The sequence below is a fragment of the Streptococcus oralis genome (assembly GCF_003942875.1).
Classification (GTDB): Bacteria; Bacillota; Bacilli; order Lactobacillales; family Streptococcaceae; genus Streptococcus; species Streptococcus oralis_BX.
Genome location: NZ_RMVK01000003.1, coordinates 168,712 through 185,137 on the forward strand (window position 1 = coordinate 168,712; position 16,426 = coordinate 185,137).

A 16,426-nucleotide genomic window follows, 5' to 3' on the forward strand; every position below is an offset into this window, starting at 1 on the left:
TATTTTTTAACCAAGAGCCTCTCTCTTCTTATCTGGATTCCAGATAAAGCTTGCGATAAAGCTAAAGATAATCGTTAGGATACCAACAAACACTGCAAGGATAAGGGCAGGGATGCGGACAAACCACCAGAGTGGGTTTGGTTTTTTATCATTGTACCATTGCTTGGTTTCTTCGTCCAAACGTTGGAATTCTGCTTGGATACGGTCTGCAACCATTTCAATCCCTTCATCATTCATTTTCTTAATGTCTGAGATATCGATAGGATTTCCAAAGTTCATATCCACACGTTCACGGCTAATCAAGCCTTTCAAGGTCATGGGACCGGTGTAGGTAACAGGCATGATACGGACCTTAGCCATTTTAGCAATCAAGGCAACTCCACCCTTGACATCGTTTGAGTGACGGCTCCCACTTGGAAACATGATGAGAGAGCGGTCGCTTTTTTTGAGGACGTTGATAGGGTACTTGATGGCAGAGGCACTAGGTTTTTCCCGGTCAATAGGAAAGGCGCCACACATACGGATCCACCAGCCAAAGATACGGTTGTTAAACAGCTCTTTTTTGGCCATAAAGATGAACTGTTTTGGCTTGGTCGCAAAGGCCATGTAAACAGGATCCCACCAGGTACGGTGAGGAGCGACGAGGATATAGTTTTCGTCTCGGCTAGGGATTTTATCAGTATTGTGATAGTGGGCATTGCCATTGATGGACCACAAGATCAGCATGACTAGTCCACGCAAATAAGTATAAAACATGAGACCTCCTTCGATTGTACTGCTTTTATTATTATACCTTATCAAAAGACTACTGGCAAACTTTTTCAGTTGTCAGCCAACAGTTTTAGATGGGATTAGAATTCTTTTAGAAAAAATGATATGATAGAATTTATGGATAAAAATAAGATTATGGGATTAACCCAAAGAGAAATCAAGGAAAGACAGGCTCAAGGCTTGGTCAATGATTTTACTGCTTCGGCCAGTACCAGCACTTGGCAAATCGTTAAACGAAATGTCTTTACCCTTTTTAATGCTTTGAACTTTGCCATTGCTTTGGCCCTTGCCTTCGTGCAGGCTTGGAGCAATCTGGTCTTCTTTGCCGTTATTTGCTTTAACGCTTTTTCTGGGATTGTGACCGAGCTGCGAGCCAAACACATGGTGGACAAGCTCAATCTCATGACCAAGGAAAAGGTCAAAACCATCCGTGATGGTCAAGAAGTTGCTCTCGATTCAGAAGAATTGGTCCTAGGAGATGTCATTCGTTTGTCTGCGGGAGAGCAAATCCCTAGTGATGCACTGGTTCTGGAAGGATTTGCGGAAGTCAATGAAGCCATGCTGACGGGTGAGAGTGATTTGGTGCAAAAGGAAGTTGACGCCTTACTTTTGTCTGGGAGTTTCCTAGCCAGTGGCGCAGTTTTGGCTCAAGTTCACCATGTCGGGGTAGACAACTATGCTTCAAAACTCATGCTGGAAGCTAAGACAGTGAAACCGATCAACTCCCGTATCATGAAATCGCTGGACAAGCTAGCAGGTTTTACTGGGAAGATTATCATTCCCTTTGGTCTAGCTCTCCTGCTAGAAGCCTTGATGTTAAAAGGCTTGCCCCTCAAGTCATCCGTTGTAAATTCGTCAACAGCCCTTTTGGGAATGTTGCCCAAGGGAATTGCCCTTTTGACCATTACTTCACTCTTGACTGCGGTGATCAAGCTGGGCTTGAAAAAGGTCTTGGTTCAGGAGATGTACTCTGTTGAGACCTTGGCGCGCGTGGATATGCTCTGTCTGGACAAGACGGGAACTATCACTCAAGGAAAGATGCAGGTGGAGGCGGTTCTTCCTCTGACGGAAACGTATGGTGAAGAGACTATTGCCAGCATTCTGACCAGCTATATGGCCCATAGTGAGGATAAAAATCCAACAGCCCAAGCCATTCGCCAGCGTTTCCAAGGTCAGGTTGCCTACCCTATGCTTTCTAATCTTCCTTTCTCCAGCGACCGCAAGTGGGGAGCTATGGAGTTGGAAGGGCTAGGAACGGTTTTCTTAGGTGCGCCTGAGATGTTGCTGGACTCTGAAGTCCCAGAAGCCAGAGAGGCCTTGGAGAGAGGTTCTCGTGTCTTGGTCTTGGCTCTCAGTCACGAAAAACTAGACCACCACAAGCCACAAAAACCTTCTGATATTCAAGCCTTGGCACTGCTGGAGATTTTGGACCCTATTCGAGAGGGAGCAGCTGAGACGCTGGACTATCTCCGTTCTCAGGAAGTGGGCCTCAAAATCATTTCTGGAGACAATCCTGTCACTGTATCCAGCATTGCCCAGAAGGCTGGCTTTGCAGACTATCAAAGCTATGTTGATTGCTCAAAAATCACGGATGAGGAATTGATTGCTATGGCGGAGGAGACTGCGATTTTCGGACGTGTTTCCCCTCATCAAAAGAAACTCATTATCCAAACGCTGAAAAAAGCAGGCCATACAACAGCAATGACAGGGGATGGAGTCAATGATATTCTGGCCCTTCGTGAAGCAGACTGTTCGATCGTGATGGCGGAGGGAGATCCGGCGACGCGTCAGATTGCCAATCTAGTTCTCTTAAACTCAGACTTTAATGATGTTCCTGAGATTCTCTTTGAAGGTCGTCGTGTGGTTAATAATATTGCCCATATCGCACCGATTTTCTTGATTAAGACCATCTATTCCTTCTTGCTTGCAGTCATCTGTATCGCTAGTGTTCTTCTGGGACGGTCTGAGTGGATCTTGATTTTCCCATTCATTCCAATCCAGATTACCATGATTGACCAGTTTGTGGAAGGTTTTCCACCATTCGTTCTGACTTTTGAGCGAAATATCAAGCCTGTTGAACCAAACTTCCTCAGAAGATCCATGCTTCGTGCTCTACCAAGCGCCCTCATGGTCGTATTTAGCGTCCTTTTTGTGAAAATATTTGGAACGAGCCAAGGTTGGTCAGAGATAGAAATCTCAACCCTACTCTATTATCTCCTTGGGTCTATCGGTTTCTTATCCGTATTTAGAGCCTGCATGCCATTCACCCTCTGGCGTGTCCTCTTGATTGTCTGGTCTGTGGGAGGCTTCCTAGCTACAGCTCTCTTCCCAATGATTCAAAAGTTGCTTGAAATTTCAACCTTGACTGAACAAACGTTGCCTGTTTATGGGGCCATGATGCTGGTCTTTACCGTGATTTTCATCCTGACCAGTCGTTACCAAGCTAAAAAATAAAGAAAGACTGCAATCTGTGTATTGCGGTCTTTTTAGGTGCAAGATTGCTAGCTGAAATATGGTATAATAAGAGGTAATAGAGTTTTGGAAAGTGAGAGAAGATGATTTCAAAGAGATTAGAATTGGTGGCGTCCTTTGTGCCACAAGGTGCCATTTTACTAGATGTGGGGAGTGACCATGCTTATCTGCCGATTGACTTGGTTGAAAGAGGAGAAATCAAAAGTGCCATTGCAGGTGAGGTGGTGGAAGGCCCCTACCAGTCTGCTCTCAAGAATGTTGAGGCTCATGGTCTAAAGGAGAAAATCCAAGTCCGTTTAGCCAATGGCTTGGCAGCCTTTGAAGAGGCTGACCAAGTATCGGTTATCACCATTGCTGGTATGGGTGGCCGTTTGATTGCTACCATATTGCAAGAAGGTTTGGAAAAGCTAGCTAATGTAGAGCGTTTAATCCTCCAGCCCAATAATCGAGAAGGCGACTTGCGCATTTGGTTGCAAGACCACGGTTTTCTGATCGTAGCAGAAAGCATCCTAGAAGAAGCAGGCAAATTCTACGAGATTTTGGTGGTGGAAGCGGGACAAATGAAGCTATCAGCAAGTGATGTCCGCTTTGGTCCCTTCTTATCCAAAGAAACCAGCCCAGTCTTTGTCCAAAAATGGCAAAAAGAAGCTGCTAAGTTAGAATTTGCCCTTGATCAAATTCCAGAAAAAAATCTGGAGGAACGTCAAATTTTATCAGATAAAATTCAAGCCATCAAGGAGGTACTCCATGCTAGCAAGTGAAGTAATCAGGGCTTATGAAGCCTTTTGTCCCCAGGAATTTTCTATGGAGGGAGACAGTCGTGGCCTGCAAATCGGCACTTTGGACAAGGAGATCCAAAGGGTTATGGTTGCCCTCGACATTCGTGAAGACACGGTGGCAGAGTCTATTGAAAAGGGTGTGGATTTGATTATCGTTAAGCACGCGCCAATCTTTCGTCCCATCAAGGACTTGGTAGCCAGCCGTCCGCAAAATCAGATTTACATCGACCTGATCAAGCATGACATTGCCGTTTATGTCAGTCATACTAATATCGACATTGTAGAGAATGGTCTCAATGACTGGTTCTGCCAGATGCTAGGTATTGAGGAAACAATCTATCTGCAGGAGACAGGTCCAGAACGTGGGATTGGTCGTATTGGAAATATTCAGCCTCAGACCTTTGGGGAATTGGCCCAGCATGTCAAGCAAGTCTTTGATCTAGATAGTCTTCGAATGGTTCATTATCAAGAGAGTGATTTGCAGAAGCCCATTTCAATAGTGGCTATCTGTGGCGGTAGTGGTCAATCTTTCTATAAGGATGCTTTAGCTAAGGGAGCAGATGTCTATATCACTGGCGATATCTATTACCACACAGCTCAGGATATGCTGTCTGATGGCTTGTTGGCGCTGGACCCGGGCCACTATATCGAAATTCTTTTTGTCGAAAAAATTGCTGACCTCCTTAATCAATGGAAGGCAGAAAAGGATTGGACCATTGATATCATACCTAGCCAAGCATCGACCAATCCTTTCCACCATATCTAGTTAGAAGGTGAAGACAATGAAAAAAGTTGCCATTATTGGAGCAGGGATTGTAGGGGCAACTGCTGCCTACTACCTCTCCAAAGAAGCAGATTTAGAGGTGACCGTTTTTGACCATGGTCAAGGTCAGGCTACCAAGGCAGCAGCGGGAATTATCAGTCCTTGGTTTTCAAAACGCCGTAATAAAGCTTGGTACAAGATGGCACGCTTGGGGGCTGACTTTTATGTGGATTTGTTGGCTGATTTAGAAAAGTCAGGACAGGAAATCGACTTTTACCAGCGTTCGGGAGTTTTTCTCTTGAAAAAGGATGAATCCAAGCTAGAAGAACTTTATGAACTAGCCCTCCAGCGCAGGGAAGAATCTCCCTTGATAGGCCGGTTAGCCATTTTAGACCAAGCGTCTGCAAATGAATTATTCCCTGGTTTGCAGGGATTCGACCGCCTGCTCTATGCTTCTGGTGGAGCGAGAGTAGATGGCCAACTGTTAGTGAATCGTTTGCTAGAAGCCAGTCAGGTCAAGCTGGTCAAAGAAAAAGTGAGTCTGACACCTTTAGAATTCGGCTATCAGATTGGCGAAGAGGTGTTTGATCAGGTTATTCTAGCAACGGGAGCTTGGTTGAGGGACATTTTGGAGCATTTAGGATATGAGGTAGATGTTCGTCCCCAAAAGGGGCAACTCCGAGATTATCAGCTCTCCGAAGACCTAGAATCTTACCCTGTTGTCATGCCAGAGGTGGAGTGGGATTTGATCCCTTTTGCAGGTGGGAAATTGTCCTTAGGCGCTACTCATGAAAATGATATGGGATTTGATTTGACGGTAGATGAAACCTTGCTCCAACAAATGGAGGAAGCAGCCTTGCCATACTACCCAGCCTTGGCTGAAGCTACTATAAGAGGTGAGCGAGTAGGAATCCGAGCCTATACCAGTGATTTCTCCCCTTTCTTTGGACAGGTGCCAGGTTTAGCAGGTGTCTATGCGGCTAGTGGTCTAGGTTCATCAGGTCTTACAACGGGTCCGATCATCGGTTACCATTTAGCCCAGCTGGTCCAAGACAAGGAGTTGACCTTGGACCCAGTAAACTATCCAATTGCAAACTATGTCAAACGAGTAAAAAGCGAATAAGTATTTTACTGAAATTTTAGCAGGTAGTTTAGGATGTCAAATGACATTCCCTATCAAAAATGATAAAATAAGAAAAAATAATCCGAGAATCGAGGAAAAAAGATGCAAGAAAAGATTTTGGTAACTGGTGGTGCTGGATTTATCGGAACCCACACTGTTATTGAGTTGATCCAAGCAGGTCATCAAGTGGTTGTGGTGGATAATCTTGTCAATAGCAATCGTAAAAGTTTAGAAGTTGTTGAAAGAATTACAGGAGTTGAGATTCCTTTTTATGAGGCAGATATCCGTGACACAGATACACTCAGAGATATTTTCAAGCAGGAAGAGCCGACTGGTGTCATTCACTTTGCTGGTTTGAAGGCTGTTGGTGAATCAACCCGTATCCCTCTTGCCTACTATGACAACAATATCGCTGGAACTGTCAGCCTTTTGAAAGCTATGGAAGAAAATAATTGTAAGAACATCATCTTCAGTTCTTCTGCGACAGTATACGGAGACCCTCATACAGTTCCAATCTTAGAAGATTTCCCACTTTCAGTGACCAATCCATACGGTCGTACTAAGCTCATGCTAGAGGAGATTTTGACCGATATCTACAAGGCAGACTCAGAATGGAACGTGGTCTTACTTCGTTACTTTAATCCAATCGGAGCGCATGAAAGTGGAGATTTGGGGGAAAATCCTAACGGAATTCCAAACAATCTCTTGCCTTATGTTTCACAAGTAGCAGTGGGCAAACTAGAGCAAGTGCAAGTTTTTGGAGATGATTACGATACGGAAGATGGAACTGGTGTTCGTGACTATATCCACGTCGTAGACCTAGCTAAAGGTCACGTTGCAGCTTTGAAAAAAATCCAAAAAGGTTCAGGTCTAAACATTTATAACCTTGGGACTGGTAAAGGTTACTCAGTTCTTGAAATTATCCAAAATATGGAAAAAGCAGTGGGACGTCCTATTCCTTACCGCATCGTAGAACGCCGCCCAGGTGATATAGCTGCCTGCTACTCAGACCCAGCAAAAGCCAAAGCAGAGCTCGGATGGGAAGCAGAACTCGACATCACCCAAATGTGTGAAGACGCATGGCGTTGGCAAAGCAAGCATCCAAATGGATTTGAAGACTAAGATGATGATTTCAATCATTGTCCCATGTCTAAACGAAGAGGAAGTACTTCCTCTTTTTTATCAGTCTGTGGAAGCTCTGCTTCCTGACTTGGGAGCAGAGGTCGAATATGTCTTTGTAGACGATGGCTCAGGTGATGGGACCTTAGAGCTTTTGAAGGCCTATCGGGAACAAAATCCTGCGGTCCGTTATGTCTCATTCTCACGAAATTTTGGGAAAGAGGCAGCCTTATACGCAGGCTTGCAGCATGCAACTGGAGACTTGGTGGTCGTGATGGATGCAGACCTCCAGGATCCTCCTAGTATGCTACTTGAGATGAAAGCCTTACTAGACCAAAATGCAGACTTGGACTGTGTTGGGACACGGAGAACTAGTCGGGAGGGAGAACCCTTTTTCCGCAGTTTCTGTGCTGACGTCTTTTACCGCCTCATGCAAAAAATTAGCCCAGTAGCCTTGCCCTCAGGTGTCCGTGATTTTCGCATGATGAGAAGATCTGTGGTGGATGCTATTTTATCCTTGACAGAGTCCAATCGTTTTTCTAAGGGCCTCTTTGCTTGGGTGGGTTTTAAAACGCACTATCTCGACTATCCAAATGTCGAAAGACAGGCTGGCAAGACCAGTTGGAGTTTTAGGCAGCTCTTTTTCTACTCGATTGAAGGGATTCTCAACTTTTCAGATTTTCCCTTGAGTATAGCCTTTGTAGCGGGACTTCTATCTTGTTTTATTTCTTTTGTGATGACTGTTTTTGTGGTGTTTCGGACCCTTATCTTGGGAAATCCGACATCTGGTTGGACCTCTTTGATGGCTGTCATCCTCTTTCTTGGAGGGATTCAACTCCTGACGATTGGGATTCTCGGTAAGTATATCAGTAAGATCTATCTAGAGACCAAAAAAAGACCACTCTATCTCATCAAAGAAAAAAGTGACCTTTCTATTATTGAAGGAAAAAATAACCAAAAAAGACTATAATTTTACCTAGAAATATGCTAAACTAGTAGGTGTGGGAAAAAATGAGAAAAAATCAATTATATTTATTCCCTGATTCCTACGATGGATCTTTTAGGAGTGCACGTGTAGGGCAATTTTTGATGGCCTCCAGAACATCGCTGGTCTCAGCGATTTCTCTTTGCAATTCAACTGGATCATCGTAAAATCGAACGATTCCATTATCATGGTAATCAAAGAGTTCAGAATAAGTTTGGCAAAGCCCGCAGGCGATGCACCGTTCAGGTATAAGTGTGACTTTCATATTTATATTGTAATAAGAAAATGTAAAAAAAACAAGGAGTAAGGTATGGAAAAAGAACCGTGGCAAGAAGATATTTACGAAAACAATGAAGAAGAAACAAGATCAGAGCGTCGACATCGGAAACAAAAAGGGGAAGGCGTTGTTGCGAATCGTGCCTTGACAGTTCTAGCTAGCCTCTTCTTTGTAATTGTTGTAGCGATGGTAGTTGTATTGATTTACCTATCAACCGGAGGAAGCAATCGTACTTCATCTTTGAAGGACTTCTACGATGCATCGTCTCCTTCTACAAGTGCAAGTTCTAAAGTGGAAGCATCATCATCTTCAAGTAGCAAGGTAGAGGAAACAGCTTCTTCTGAATCAACACCTTCAGAGAGCAGTTCGCAAGAACATGCAGAAGGTGAAGGAACACTTACAGTACAGCCTGGAGAGGGAGAAGCAGCTCTTGCTCAGCGTGCAGGAATTTCCATTGCCCAGCTAGAAGCCCTAAATCCTTCTCACATGTCATCTGGATCTTGGTTTGCCAACCCAGGTGATGTGATTAAGACAAGATAGGAGTCGGTCATGAAGACAATTCAAATTGCTATCGATGGTCCAGCTTCGAGTGGCAAGAGTACGGTCGCAAAGATTGTCGCTAAGGATTTTGGTTACACTTATCTCGATACGGGTGCTATGTACCGTGCTGCGACTTATATAGCGCTCAAACACCAGTTGGATGCAGGAAATGTAGATCAACTTCTCGAGCTTCTTAACCAACACCCCATTAGTTTTGGACGTTCAGAAACTGGTGAGCAACTTGTTTTTGTAGGAGATGTTGATATTACCCATCCGATTCGTGAAAATGAAGTGACCAACAAGGTTTCAAGCATCGCTGCCATTCCTGAGGTGCGTGAGAAACTGGTTTCGCTCCAGCAAGAGATTGCTCAGCAAGGTGGTATCGTCATGGATGGGCGTGATATCGGGACAGTTGTTTTACCACAAGCTGAACTCAAGATTTTCCTAGTGGCTTCTGTTGAAGAAAGAGCAGAGCGTCGTTACAAGGAAAATATTGCTAAAGGGATTGAGACAGACCTTGAAACGTTGAAAGAAGAGATTGCTGCGCGTGACTACAAGGATAGTCATCGTGAAACCTCTCCTCTTAGACAGGCTGAGGATGCAGTTTATCTTGACACAACTGGACTAAGTATCCAAGAAGTGGTTGAAAAAATTGAATCAGAAGCAAAAAAATATACGTCCTAGGGACGAGAGGAGCAGGCTAAATGAAGCCTGCTCCTTTTCTCTCTTTTGCGCGCGTTTCAAAACAGCCTTTTTGGGAGAATTTTGATAAAATAGTAGTATCAATAAAAAGGACGGAAGCATGACAAAGAAAATCATAGCCATTTGGGCCCAAGATGAAAAAGGTGTGATTGGGAAGGAAAATCGTCTCCCTTGGCATTTGCCAGCAGAGTTGCAACATTTTAAGGAAACAACTTTAAATCATGTTATACTGATGGGACGAGTGACTTTTGATGGCATGGGACGTCGTCTGCTTCCAAAACGGCAAACCCTGATTTTAACGCGCAATAGCGAAGAAGTCATAGATGGGGCGCTCGTATTTCAAGATGTGGAGTCTGTTTTAGCGTGGTATCAGAGTCAGGAAAAAAATCTCTATATCATTGGCGGAAAGCAGATTTTTCAGGCTTTTGAGCCGTATTTAGATGAAATCATCGTGACACAGATTCATGCTCAGGTGGAGGGAGATACCTATTTCCCTGAGGAGTTTGACTTGTCTCGTTTTGAGACAGTAGCAAGTAAATCTTACACCCGAGATGAGAAAAACGACTATGATTTTACCATCGAATACCGAGATAGAAAGGAAGTCTAATGGAGCGCAGTATATTTGGATTTTTTACAGCTTTTTTGTGTGTGATCTGTATTTTGACTGGAGCACAGGCTTTTCGTAAGAAGCGCTATGGACTGTCTGCCTTACTCTGGTTGAATGCTTTTACCAATCTGGTCAACAGTGTCCACGCTTTTTATATGACCTTATTTTAGATAGAATGATAAATTAGAATGGAAGGAAATCATGCCTACAAATAGGAAAAATGATATGATGGTTTATTGCTCATTTTGTGGCAAAAGCCAAGAAGAAGTAAAGAAAATAATCGCTGGGAACAACGCCTTTATCTGTAATGAATGTGTGGAGTTGGCCCAGGAAATCATTCGGGAGGAGTTGGCCGAGGAAGTTTTGGCAGACTTGTCTGAAGTACCAAAACCAATCGAACTCCTCAATATTCTAAACCACTATGTGATTGGTCAGGATCGTGCCAAACGTGCCTTGGCAGTGGCTGTATACAATCACTATAAACGCATCAATTTCCACGATACGCGTGAAGAGTCAGAAGATGTGGATTTGCAGAAGTCAAACATCCTGATGATTGGCCCAACTGGTTCTGGGAAAACCTTCCTTGCTCAGACTTTGGCTAAGAGCTTGAATGTGCCTTTCGCTATTGCAGATGCGACAGCTCTGACTGAGGCTGGGTATGTGGGTGAGGACGTGGAAAATATCCTCCTCAAACTCTTGCAGGCTGCTGACTTTAACATCGAACGTGCAGAACGTGGGATTATCTACGTAGATGAAATTGACAAAATTGCCAAGAAGAGCGAGAATGTGTCTATCACACGTGACGTTTCGGGTGAAGGTGTGCAACAAGCCCTTCTCAAGATTATCGAGGGAACTGTCGCTAGCGTGCCACCTCAAGGAGGACGCAAACATCCACAACAAGAGATGATTCAGGTGGATACCAAGAATATCCTCTTTATCGTGGGTGGTGCTTTTGATGGCATCGAAGAAATCGTTAAACAACGTCTGGGAGAAAAAGTCATCGGTTTTGGCCAAAATAACAAGGCAATTGACGAAAACAGCTCCTACATGCAAGAAATCATCGCAGAAGATATTCAAAAATTTGGTATTATCCCTGAGTTGATTGGACGCTTGCCTGTCTTCGCTGCTCTTGAGCAATTAACGGTCGATGACTTGGTTCGCATCCTGAAAGAGCCAAGAAATGCCTTGGTGAAACAATACCAAACCTTGCTTTCTTATGATGATGTTGAGTTGGAATTTGACGACGAAGCTCTTCAGGAAATCGCCAATAAGGCTATCGAACGCAAAACTGGTGCGCGTGGCCTTCGCTCAATCATCGAAGAAACCATGCTAGATGTTATGTTTGAAGTGCCAAGTCAAGAAAATGTGAAATTGGTCCGCATCACAAAAGAAGCTGTCGATGGAACGGAAAAACCAATCCTAGAAACAGCCTAGAGGTGACTATGGAAATCAATACACACAATGCTGAAATCTTGCTCAGTGCGGCAAACAAGTCCCACTATCCGCAGGATGACCTACCAGAGATTGCCCTTGCAGGACGTTCAAATGTTGGCAAATCTAGCTTTATCAACACCATGTTGAACCGAAAGAATTTGGCCCGTACATCAGGAAAACCTGGGAAAACCCAGTTACTCAACTTTTTCAACATTGATGACAAGATGCGCTTTGTGGATGTACCAGGTTATGGCTATGCCCGCGTTTCTAAAAAGGAACGTGAAAAATGGGGGCGTATGATTGAGGAGTATTTGACCACTCGGGGAAATCTCCGTGCCGTGGTCAGTCTGGTGGATCTCCGTCACGACCCGTCAGCAGATGATGTGCAGATGTACGAATTTCTCAAGTATTATGAGATTCCGGTTATCATCGTTGCGACCAAGGCGGACAAGATTCCTCGTGGTAAGTGGAACAAGCACGAATCAGCAATCAAAAAGAAATTAAACTTTGATCCAAGTGACGACTTCATCCTCTTTTCATCTGTCAGCAAGGCAGGGATGGATCAGGCTTGGGACGCAATATTAGAAAAATTGTGAGGGAAAGAAATGGCAAAAACAATTCATACAGACAAAGCTCCAAAGGCTATCGGACCATATGTTCAAGGGAAAATCGTTGGCAATCTTTTGTTTGCTAGCGGTCAAGTTCCCCTATCTCCTGAAACTGGAGAAATTGTAGGAGAAACGATCCAAGAACAGACCGAACAAATTTTGAAAAATATCGGTGCTATTTTGGCTGAAGCGGGAACAGACTTTGACCATGTTGTCAAAACAACTTGCTTCTTGAGCGATATGAACGACTTTGTTCCTTTTAATGAGGTTTACCAGACTGCCTTTAAAGAGGAATTTCCAGCTCGTTCAGCTGTGGAAGTTGCACGTCTTCCTCGTGATGTAAAAGTCGAAATTGAAGTGATCGCAGAGATTGGATAAGCTAGTTGAAGTTTGGCTCTGCCAAACTTTTTTTGATATAAGGAGAGATAGATGACAAAGAAACAACTTCACCTGGTGATTGTGACAGGGATGAGTGGCGCAGGGAAAACGGTAGCCATTCAGTCCTTCGAGGATTTGGGATATTTCACTATTGACAATATGCCACCAGCCCTCTTGCCAAAGTTCTTGCAGTTGGTAGAGACCAAGGATGATGACCATAAGTTAGCTCTGGTGGTGGATATGCGGAGCCGTTCCTTCTTTTCAGAGATTCAGGCAGTTTTGGATGAATTGGAAAACCAAGACGATTTGGACTTCAAAATTCTCTTTTTAGACGCAGCAGATAAGGAATTGGTGGCACGCTATAAGGAAACTAGACGAAGTCACCCTCTAGCAGCAGATGGTCGAATTTTAGATGGCATCAAGCTGGAACGTGAACTCTTGGCACCTTTGAAAAACATGAGTCAAAATGTGGTGGATACGACAGAACTCACTCCGCGTGAACTTCGTAAAACCATTGCAGAGCAATTTTCAGACCAAGAACAGGCCCAGTCTTTCCGTATCGAGGTTATGTCTTTTGGATTCAAGTATGGTATCCCGATCGATGCAGACTTGGTCTTTGATGTCCGTTTCTTGCCAAATCCATACTACCTCCCTGAACTCCGTAATCAGACAGGTGAGGATCGAGCAGTTTATGACTATGTGATGAATCATGAAGAGTCTGAAAGTTTCTATCAGCACTTACTCGCCTTGATTGAACCCATTTTGCCAAGTTACAAAAAAGAAGGCAAGTCTGTTTTAACCATTGCAGTAGGATGTACAGGTGGACAACACCGTAGTGTGGCCTTTGCCAAACGAATCGCTGAGGACCTTGCTAAAAACTGGCCTGTCAATGAAAGTCATCGTGACAAAGACAGAAGAAAGGAAACGGTAAACCGTTCATGAGAAAACCAAAGATAACGGTAATTGGTGGAGGAACTGGTATCCCCGTCATTTTGAAAAGCTTGCGAGAAAAGGATGTTGATATTGCAGCCATCGTAACGGTAGCTGATGATGGTGGATCTTCTGGTGAACTAAGAAAGAATATCCAACAGCTGACACCACCAGGAGATCTTCGCAATGTTCTGGTAGCCATGTCGGATATGCCTAAGTTTTATGAGAAGGTTTTTCAGTACCGCTTTTCAGAAGACGCTGGTGCTTTTGCGGGTCATCCTCTAGGAAATATCATTATAGCAGGACTTTCTGAAATGCAAGGGTCCACTTACAATGCCATGCAGCTGCTAAGTCTCTTTTTCCACACAACAGGAAAAATCTACCCCTCAAGCGATCAGCCTTTGACACTGCATGCAGTCTTTAAAGACGGTTCTGAGGTGGCAGGTGAGAGCCACATTGCAGATCATCCAGGCATGATCGATCATGTCTATGTGACCAATACCTTGGATGATGAAACACCGCAAGCTAGCCGTCGAGTAGTCAATACCATTCTCGAGAGTGATATGGTCGTCTTGGGGCCTGGTTCTCTCTTTACATCGATTTTGCCCAATATTGTCATTGAGGAGATTGGGCAGGCTCTCTTGGAGACTAAGGCTGAGATCGCCTATGTCTGCAATATCATGACCCAGCGTGGGGAAACAGAGCACTTTTCAGACAGTGACCACGTGGAAGTCCTCCATCGACACTTAGGTCGGCCATTTATTGATACGGTCTTGGTTAATATCGAGAAGGTTCCTAGAGAATACATGGATACCAACCGTTTTGATGAATATTTGGTTCAGGTAGAGCATGATTTTGCTGGTCTTTGCAAGCAGGTCCCTCGTGTGATTTCATCCAACTTCCTTCGTTTGGAAAATGGAGGAGCCTTCCATGATGGCGATTTGATCGTAGACGAATTGATGCGCATTATACAGGTGAGAAAATGAGTTTTACAGTTGCAGTAAAAGAGGAAATTCTTGGTCAACACCATCTCAGTCGTCATGAATTGTCTGCCATCATCAAGATGTCTGGCAGTATTGGTCTCTCGACTTCAGGCCTGACCTTGTCCGTCGTAACTGAAAATGCCAAGTTGGCTCGGTACCTTTATGAGTCCTTTCTCCATTTTTATGAGATCAAGTCAGAAATTCGTCACCATCAGAGAAGCAATCTTCGTAAGAATCGTGTCTATACGGTCTATACAGATGAGAGGGTGCAGGAGCTTTTAGCTGATTTGCGACTTGCGGATTCCTTCTTTGGTTTGGAGACGGGTATTGATCCCGATATCTTAGCAGATGAGGAGGCTGGTCGTGCTTACTTATGTGGGGCCTTTCTGGCAAATGGCAGCATCCGAGATCCTGAGTCTGGCAAATACCAATTAGAAATCAGTTCCGTTTATCTGGACCACGCCCAAGGACTAGCCTCTCTCCTCCAGCAATTTTTACTGGATGCCAAGGTTATTGAGCGCAAGAAAGGTGCAGTTACCTATCTCCAGCGTGCAGAAGACATCATGGATTTCTTGATCGTGATTGGGGCCATGCAGGCGCGTGATAATTTTGAGCGCGTCAAGATTTTGCGTGAAACTCGTAACGATCTCAATCGAGCCAATAACGCTGAAACAGCCAATATCGCTCGGACAGTTTCTGCTAGTATGAAGACCATTAATAATATCAGTAAAATCAAAGATAGAATGGGTTTGGAAAATTTACCCGTGGATTTGCAAGAGGTGGCTCAGTTGCGGATTCAGCATCCAGACTACTCTATCCAGCAGTTGGCAGATAGTCTGAGCAATCCCCTAACCAAAAGTGGCGTCAATCACAGACTTAGAAAAATAAACAAGATAGCAGATGAACTATAAAACCACGAATCGTTGATTCGTGGTTCTTTTATTATAAACTGGTCGAGTGTTTGGGTTGCACTTTTTGTTCTGGGTCAATGTAGTTGATGGCATTGTTAACAGCTGTTGGAGCTTCACCCAGTCCTGTCGCAATCAAATCAATCTTACCTTCATAGTAGCAGCAGTCGCCGATAGCATAGATACCTGCTTGGCTGGATTCTTGTTTGCTATTGACGATAATCTTGTGACGGTTGAGGTCCAGCCCCCAGTTTTTAAGATTACCGACAGATGATTTGAAACCATAGTTGACAAAGAGGTGGTCTACTTCGATAGTTTCGGTTTCATCTGATTTGACTTTGGTGATTTCCAGTTTGTCAAGGGTCTTTCCATCTCCGATAAGTTGGCTAGGAATGAACGGTGTCTTGATGGTTACAGATGATTCTTGTAGAGCTTGTACACTGTGTTCTAAGGCGCGGAAGTTATCTCGACGGTGAACAAGAGTAGTTGGGGCAATCTTTTCAAAAGCCAGAGCCCAGTCCACTGCGGAGTCCCCGCCACCAAGGATGGTCACTTTCTTACCAGCGTATTGTTGAATGTTGGAAACGTGGTAGTGGATATTTTCATAATTTTCGACGTCATCTAGTTCGAGCGGACGCGGTTTAAAGGCACCGCCTCCCATAGCAATGATGACTGTTTTGGTCAGGTGGCTTCCTTTGTTAGTTGTGATGGTAAATCCTTGATCTTGTTTATTAATTTCAAGAACTGTTTCATTGAGATGAATAGGGGTATCAAAGCCGTTTAGCTGTTCAATCAAGCGATTGGTCAATTCTTCTCCAGTAAGGTTTGGAAAACCTGGCACATCAAGGATTTGCTTTTCAGGGTAGAGGATGGCAGGCTGGCCACCTAGCTGGGGAAGGGAGTCGATGATTTGGACTTTGGCTTGGCGTAGGTGGGCGTAAAAGGCAGCAAAGAGCCCGACAGGACCGCCACCTACAATGGTAATATCATAGAGTTGAGACATGATTTCTCCTTCGTTTTTTCTAATCAGTTTATTTTATCATATTT

Annotated in this window: 19 protein-coding genes; 16 read left to right on the top strand and 3 right to left on the bottom strand. The window is 44.1% G+C overall.

Features of this window, described 5'->3' with window-relative positions:
- Positions 1 to 6: 6 nt before the first annotated feature.
- The gene (locus D8844_RS04445; protein WP_125422202.1) at positions 7 to 756 is read right to left on the bottom strand and encodes a lysophospholipid acyltransferase family protein; all 750 of its coding nucleotides are present in this window, start codon (positions 754 to 756) and stop codon (positions 7 to 9) included.
- Positions 757 to 888: 132 nt separating this feature from the next.
- Here D8844_RS04445 and D8844_RS04450 point away from each other — a divergent pair, with 132 nt between their 5' ends.
- The 6 genes from D8844_RS04450 (at position 889) to D8844_RS04475 (ending at position 7,997) form a co-directional block, all read left to right on the top strand.
- Positions 889 to 3,225 carry a cation-translocating P-type ATPase gene (locus tag D8844_RS04450; protein WP_125422205.1) on the top strand — a complete coding sequence of 779 codons (2,337 nt, stop codon included), beginning with the start codon at positions 889 to 891 and terminating at the stop codon, positions 3,223 to 3,225.
- A 101-nt stretch (positions 3,226 to 3,326) separates the two neighbouring features.
- On the top strand, positions 3,327 to 4,004 hold the full coding sequence (locus D8844_RS04455; RefSeq protein WP_125422208.1) for a tRNA (adenine(22)-N(1))-methyltransferase: 678 nt from the start codon (positions 3,327 to 3,329) through the stop codon (positions 4,002 to 4,004).
- Positions 3,991 to 4,788, top strand: coding sequence for a Nif3-like dinuclear metal center hexameric protein (locus tag D8844_RS04460; protein ID WP_125422211.1), 798 nt, complete (start codon positions 3,991 to 3,993; stop codon positions 4,786 to 4,788). Before D8844_RS04455 ends, D8844_RS04460 begins: the two co-directional genes overlap by 14 nt.
- 16 nt (positions 4,789 to 4,804) lie before the next feature.
- Entirely contained in the window at positions 4,805 to 5,908 is a 1,104-nt protein-coding gene (locus D8844_RS04465) for an NAD(P)/FAD-dependent oxidoreductase (RefSeq protein WP_185757663.1), read from the top strand.
- A gap of 102 nt (positions 5,909 to 6,010) precedes the next feature.
- Positions 6,011 to 7,030 carry a UDP-glucose 4-epimerase GalE gene (gene galE / locus D8844_RS04470; RefSeq protein ID WP_084881695.1) on the top strand — a complete coding sequence of 340 codons (1,020 nt, stop codon included), beginning with the start codon at positions 6,011 to 6,013 and terminating at the stop codon, positions 7,028 to 7,030.
- Between the two features lies 1 nt (position 7,031).
- Positions 7,032 to 7,997 carry a glycosyltransferase family 2 protein gene (locus tag D8844_RS04475; RefSeq protein ID WP_125422217.1) on the top strand — a complete coding sequence of 322 codons (966 nt, stop codon included), beginning with the start codon at positions 7,032 to 7,034 and terminating at the stop codon, positions 7,995 to 7,997.
- A 76-nt stretch (positions 7,998 to 8,073) separates the two neighbouring features.
- On the opposite strand, the gene D8844_RS04480 is transcribed toward D8844_RS04475, so the two are convergent.
- A complete protein-coding gene (locus D8844_RS04480) occupies positions 8,074 to 8,277 on the bottom strand; it encodes a ferredoxin (RefSeq protein WP_002874767.1) in 204 nt (67 codons plus the stop codon).
- Between the two features lie 45 nt (positions 8,278 to 8,322).
- Here D8844_RS04480 and D8844_RS04485 point away from each other — a divergent pair, with 45 nt between their 5' ends.
- The 10 genes from D8844_RS04485 to whiA all read left to right on the top strand — a co-directional run bounded on the left by D8844_RS04485 (position 8,323) and on the right by whiA (position 15,382).
- A complete protein-coding gene (locus tag D8844_RS04485) occupies positions 8,323 to 8,829 on the top strand; it encodes an SAG1386/EF1546 family surface-associated protein (protein ID WP_125422220.1) in 507 nt (168 codons plus the stop codon).
- Positions 8,830 to 8,838: 9 nt separating this feature from the next.
- Positions 8,839 to 9,513 (top strand): (d)CMP kinase, encoded by a 675-nt coding sequence (gene cmk / locus D8844_RS04490; RefSeq protein ID WP_125422223.1) that lies wholly within the window; start codon positions 8,839 to 8,841, stop codon positions 9,511 to 9,513.
- 118 nt (positions 9,514 to 9,631) lie between these two features.
- Positions 9,632 to 10,138 (top strand): dihydrofolate reductase, encoded by a 507-nt coding sequence (locus D8844_RS04495; RefSeq protein ID WP_125422226.1) that lies wholly within the window; start codon positions 9,632 to 9,634, stop codon positions 10,136 to 10,138.
- Positions 10,138 to 10,308, top strand: coding sequence for a hypothetical protein (locus D8844_RS04500; protein ID WP_000442252.1), 171 nt, complete (start codon positions 10,138 to 10,140; stop codon positions 10,306 to 10,308). The genes D8844_RS04495 and D8844_RS04500 overlap by 1 nt, the downstream gene beginning before the upstream one ends.
- Positions 10,309 to 10,339: 31 nt before the next feature.
- The gene (gene clpX, locus D8844_RS04505; protein WP_002874765.1) at positions 10,340 to 11,572 is read left to right on the top strand and encodes an ATP-dependent Clp protease ATP-binding subunit ClpX; all 1,233 of its coding nucleotides are present in this window, start codon (positions 10,340 to 10,342) and stop codon (positions 11,570 to 11,572) included.
- Positions 11,573 to 11,580: 8 nt separating this feature from the next.
- Complete coding sequence (gene yihA, locus D8844_RS04510) at positions 11,581 to 12,168, top strand: ribosome biogenesis GTP-binding protein YihA/YsxC (protein WP_061413515.1); 588 nt, start codon at positions 11,581 to 11,583, stop codon at positions 12,166 to 12,168.
- 9 nt (positions 12,169 to 12,177) lie between these two features.
- A complete protein-coding gene (locus tag D8844_RS04515; RefSeq protein ID WP_125422229.1) occupies positions 12,178 to 12,558 on the top strand; it encodes a RidA family protein in 381 nt (126 codons plus the stop codon).
- Between the two features lie 51 nt (positions 12,559 to 12,609).
- Positions 12,610 to 13,500 carry an RNase adapter RapZ gene (rapZ, locus tag D8844_RS04520; protein WP_084874385.1) on the top strand — a complete coding sequence of 297 codons (891 nt, stop codon included), beginning with the start codon at positions 12,610 to 12,612 and terminating at the stop codon, positions 13,498 to 13,500.
- On the top strand, positions 13,497 to 14,474 hold the full coding sequence (locus D8844_RS04525; RefSeq protein WP_125422231.1) for a YvcK family protein: 978 nt from the start codon (positions 13,497 to 13,499) through the stop codon (positions 14,472 to 14,474). The genes rapZ and D8844_RS04525 overlap by 4 nt, the downstream gene beginning before the upstream one ends.
- A complete protein-coding gene (whiA, locus tag D8844_RS04530; RefSeq protein ID WP_125422234.1) occupies positions 14,471 to 15,382 on the top strand; it encodes a DNA-binding protein WhiA in 912 nt (303 codons plus the stop codon). The genes D8844_RS04525 and whiA overlap by 4 nt, the downstream gene beginning before the upstream one ends.
- A gap of 31 nt (positions 15,383 to 15,413) precedes the next feature.
- Here whiA and D8844_RS04535 read toward each other — a convergent pair whose 3' ends face one another.
- On the bottom strand, positions 15,414 to 16,382 hold the full coding sequence (locus D8844_RS04535) for an NAD(P)/FAD-dependent oxidoreductase (RefSeq protein ID WP_125422236.1): 969 nt from the start codon (positions 16,380 to 16,382) through the stop codon (positions 15,414 to 15,416).
- Positions 16,383 to 16,426: the final 44 nt, after the last annotated feature.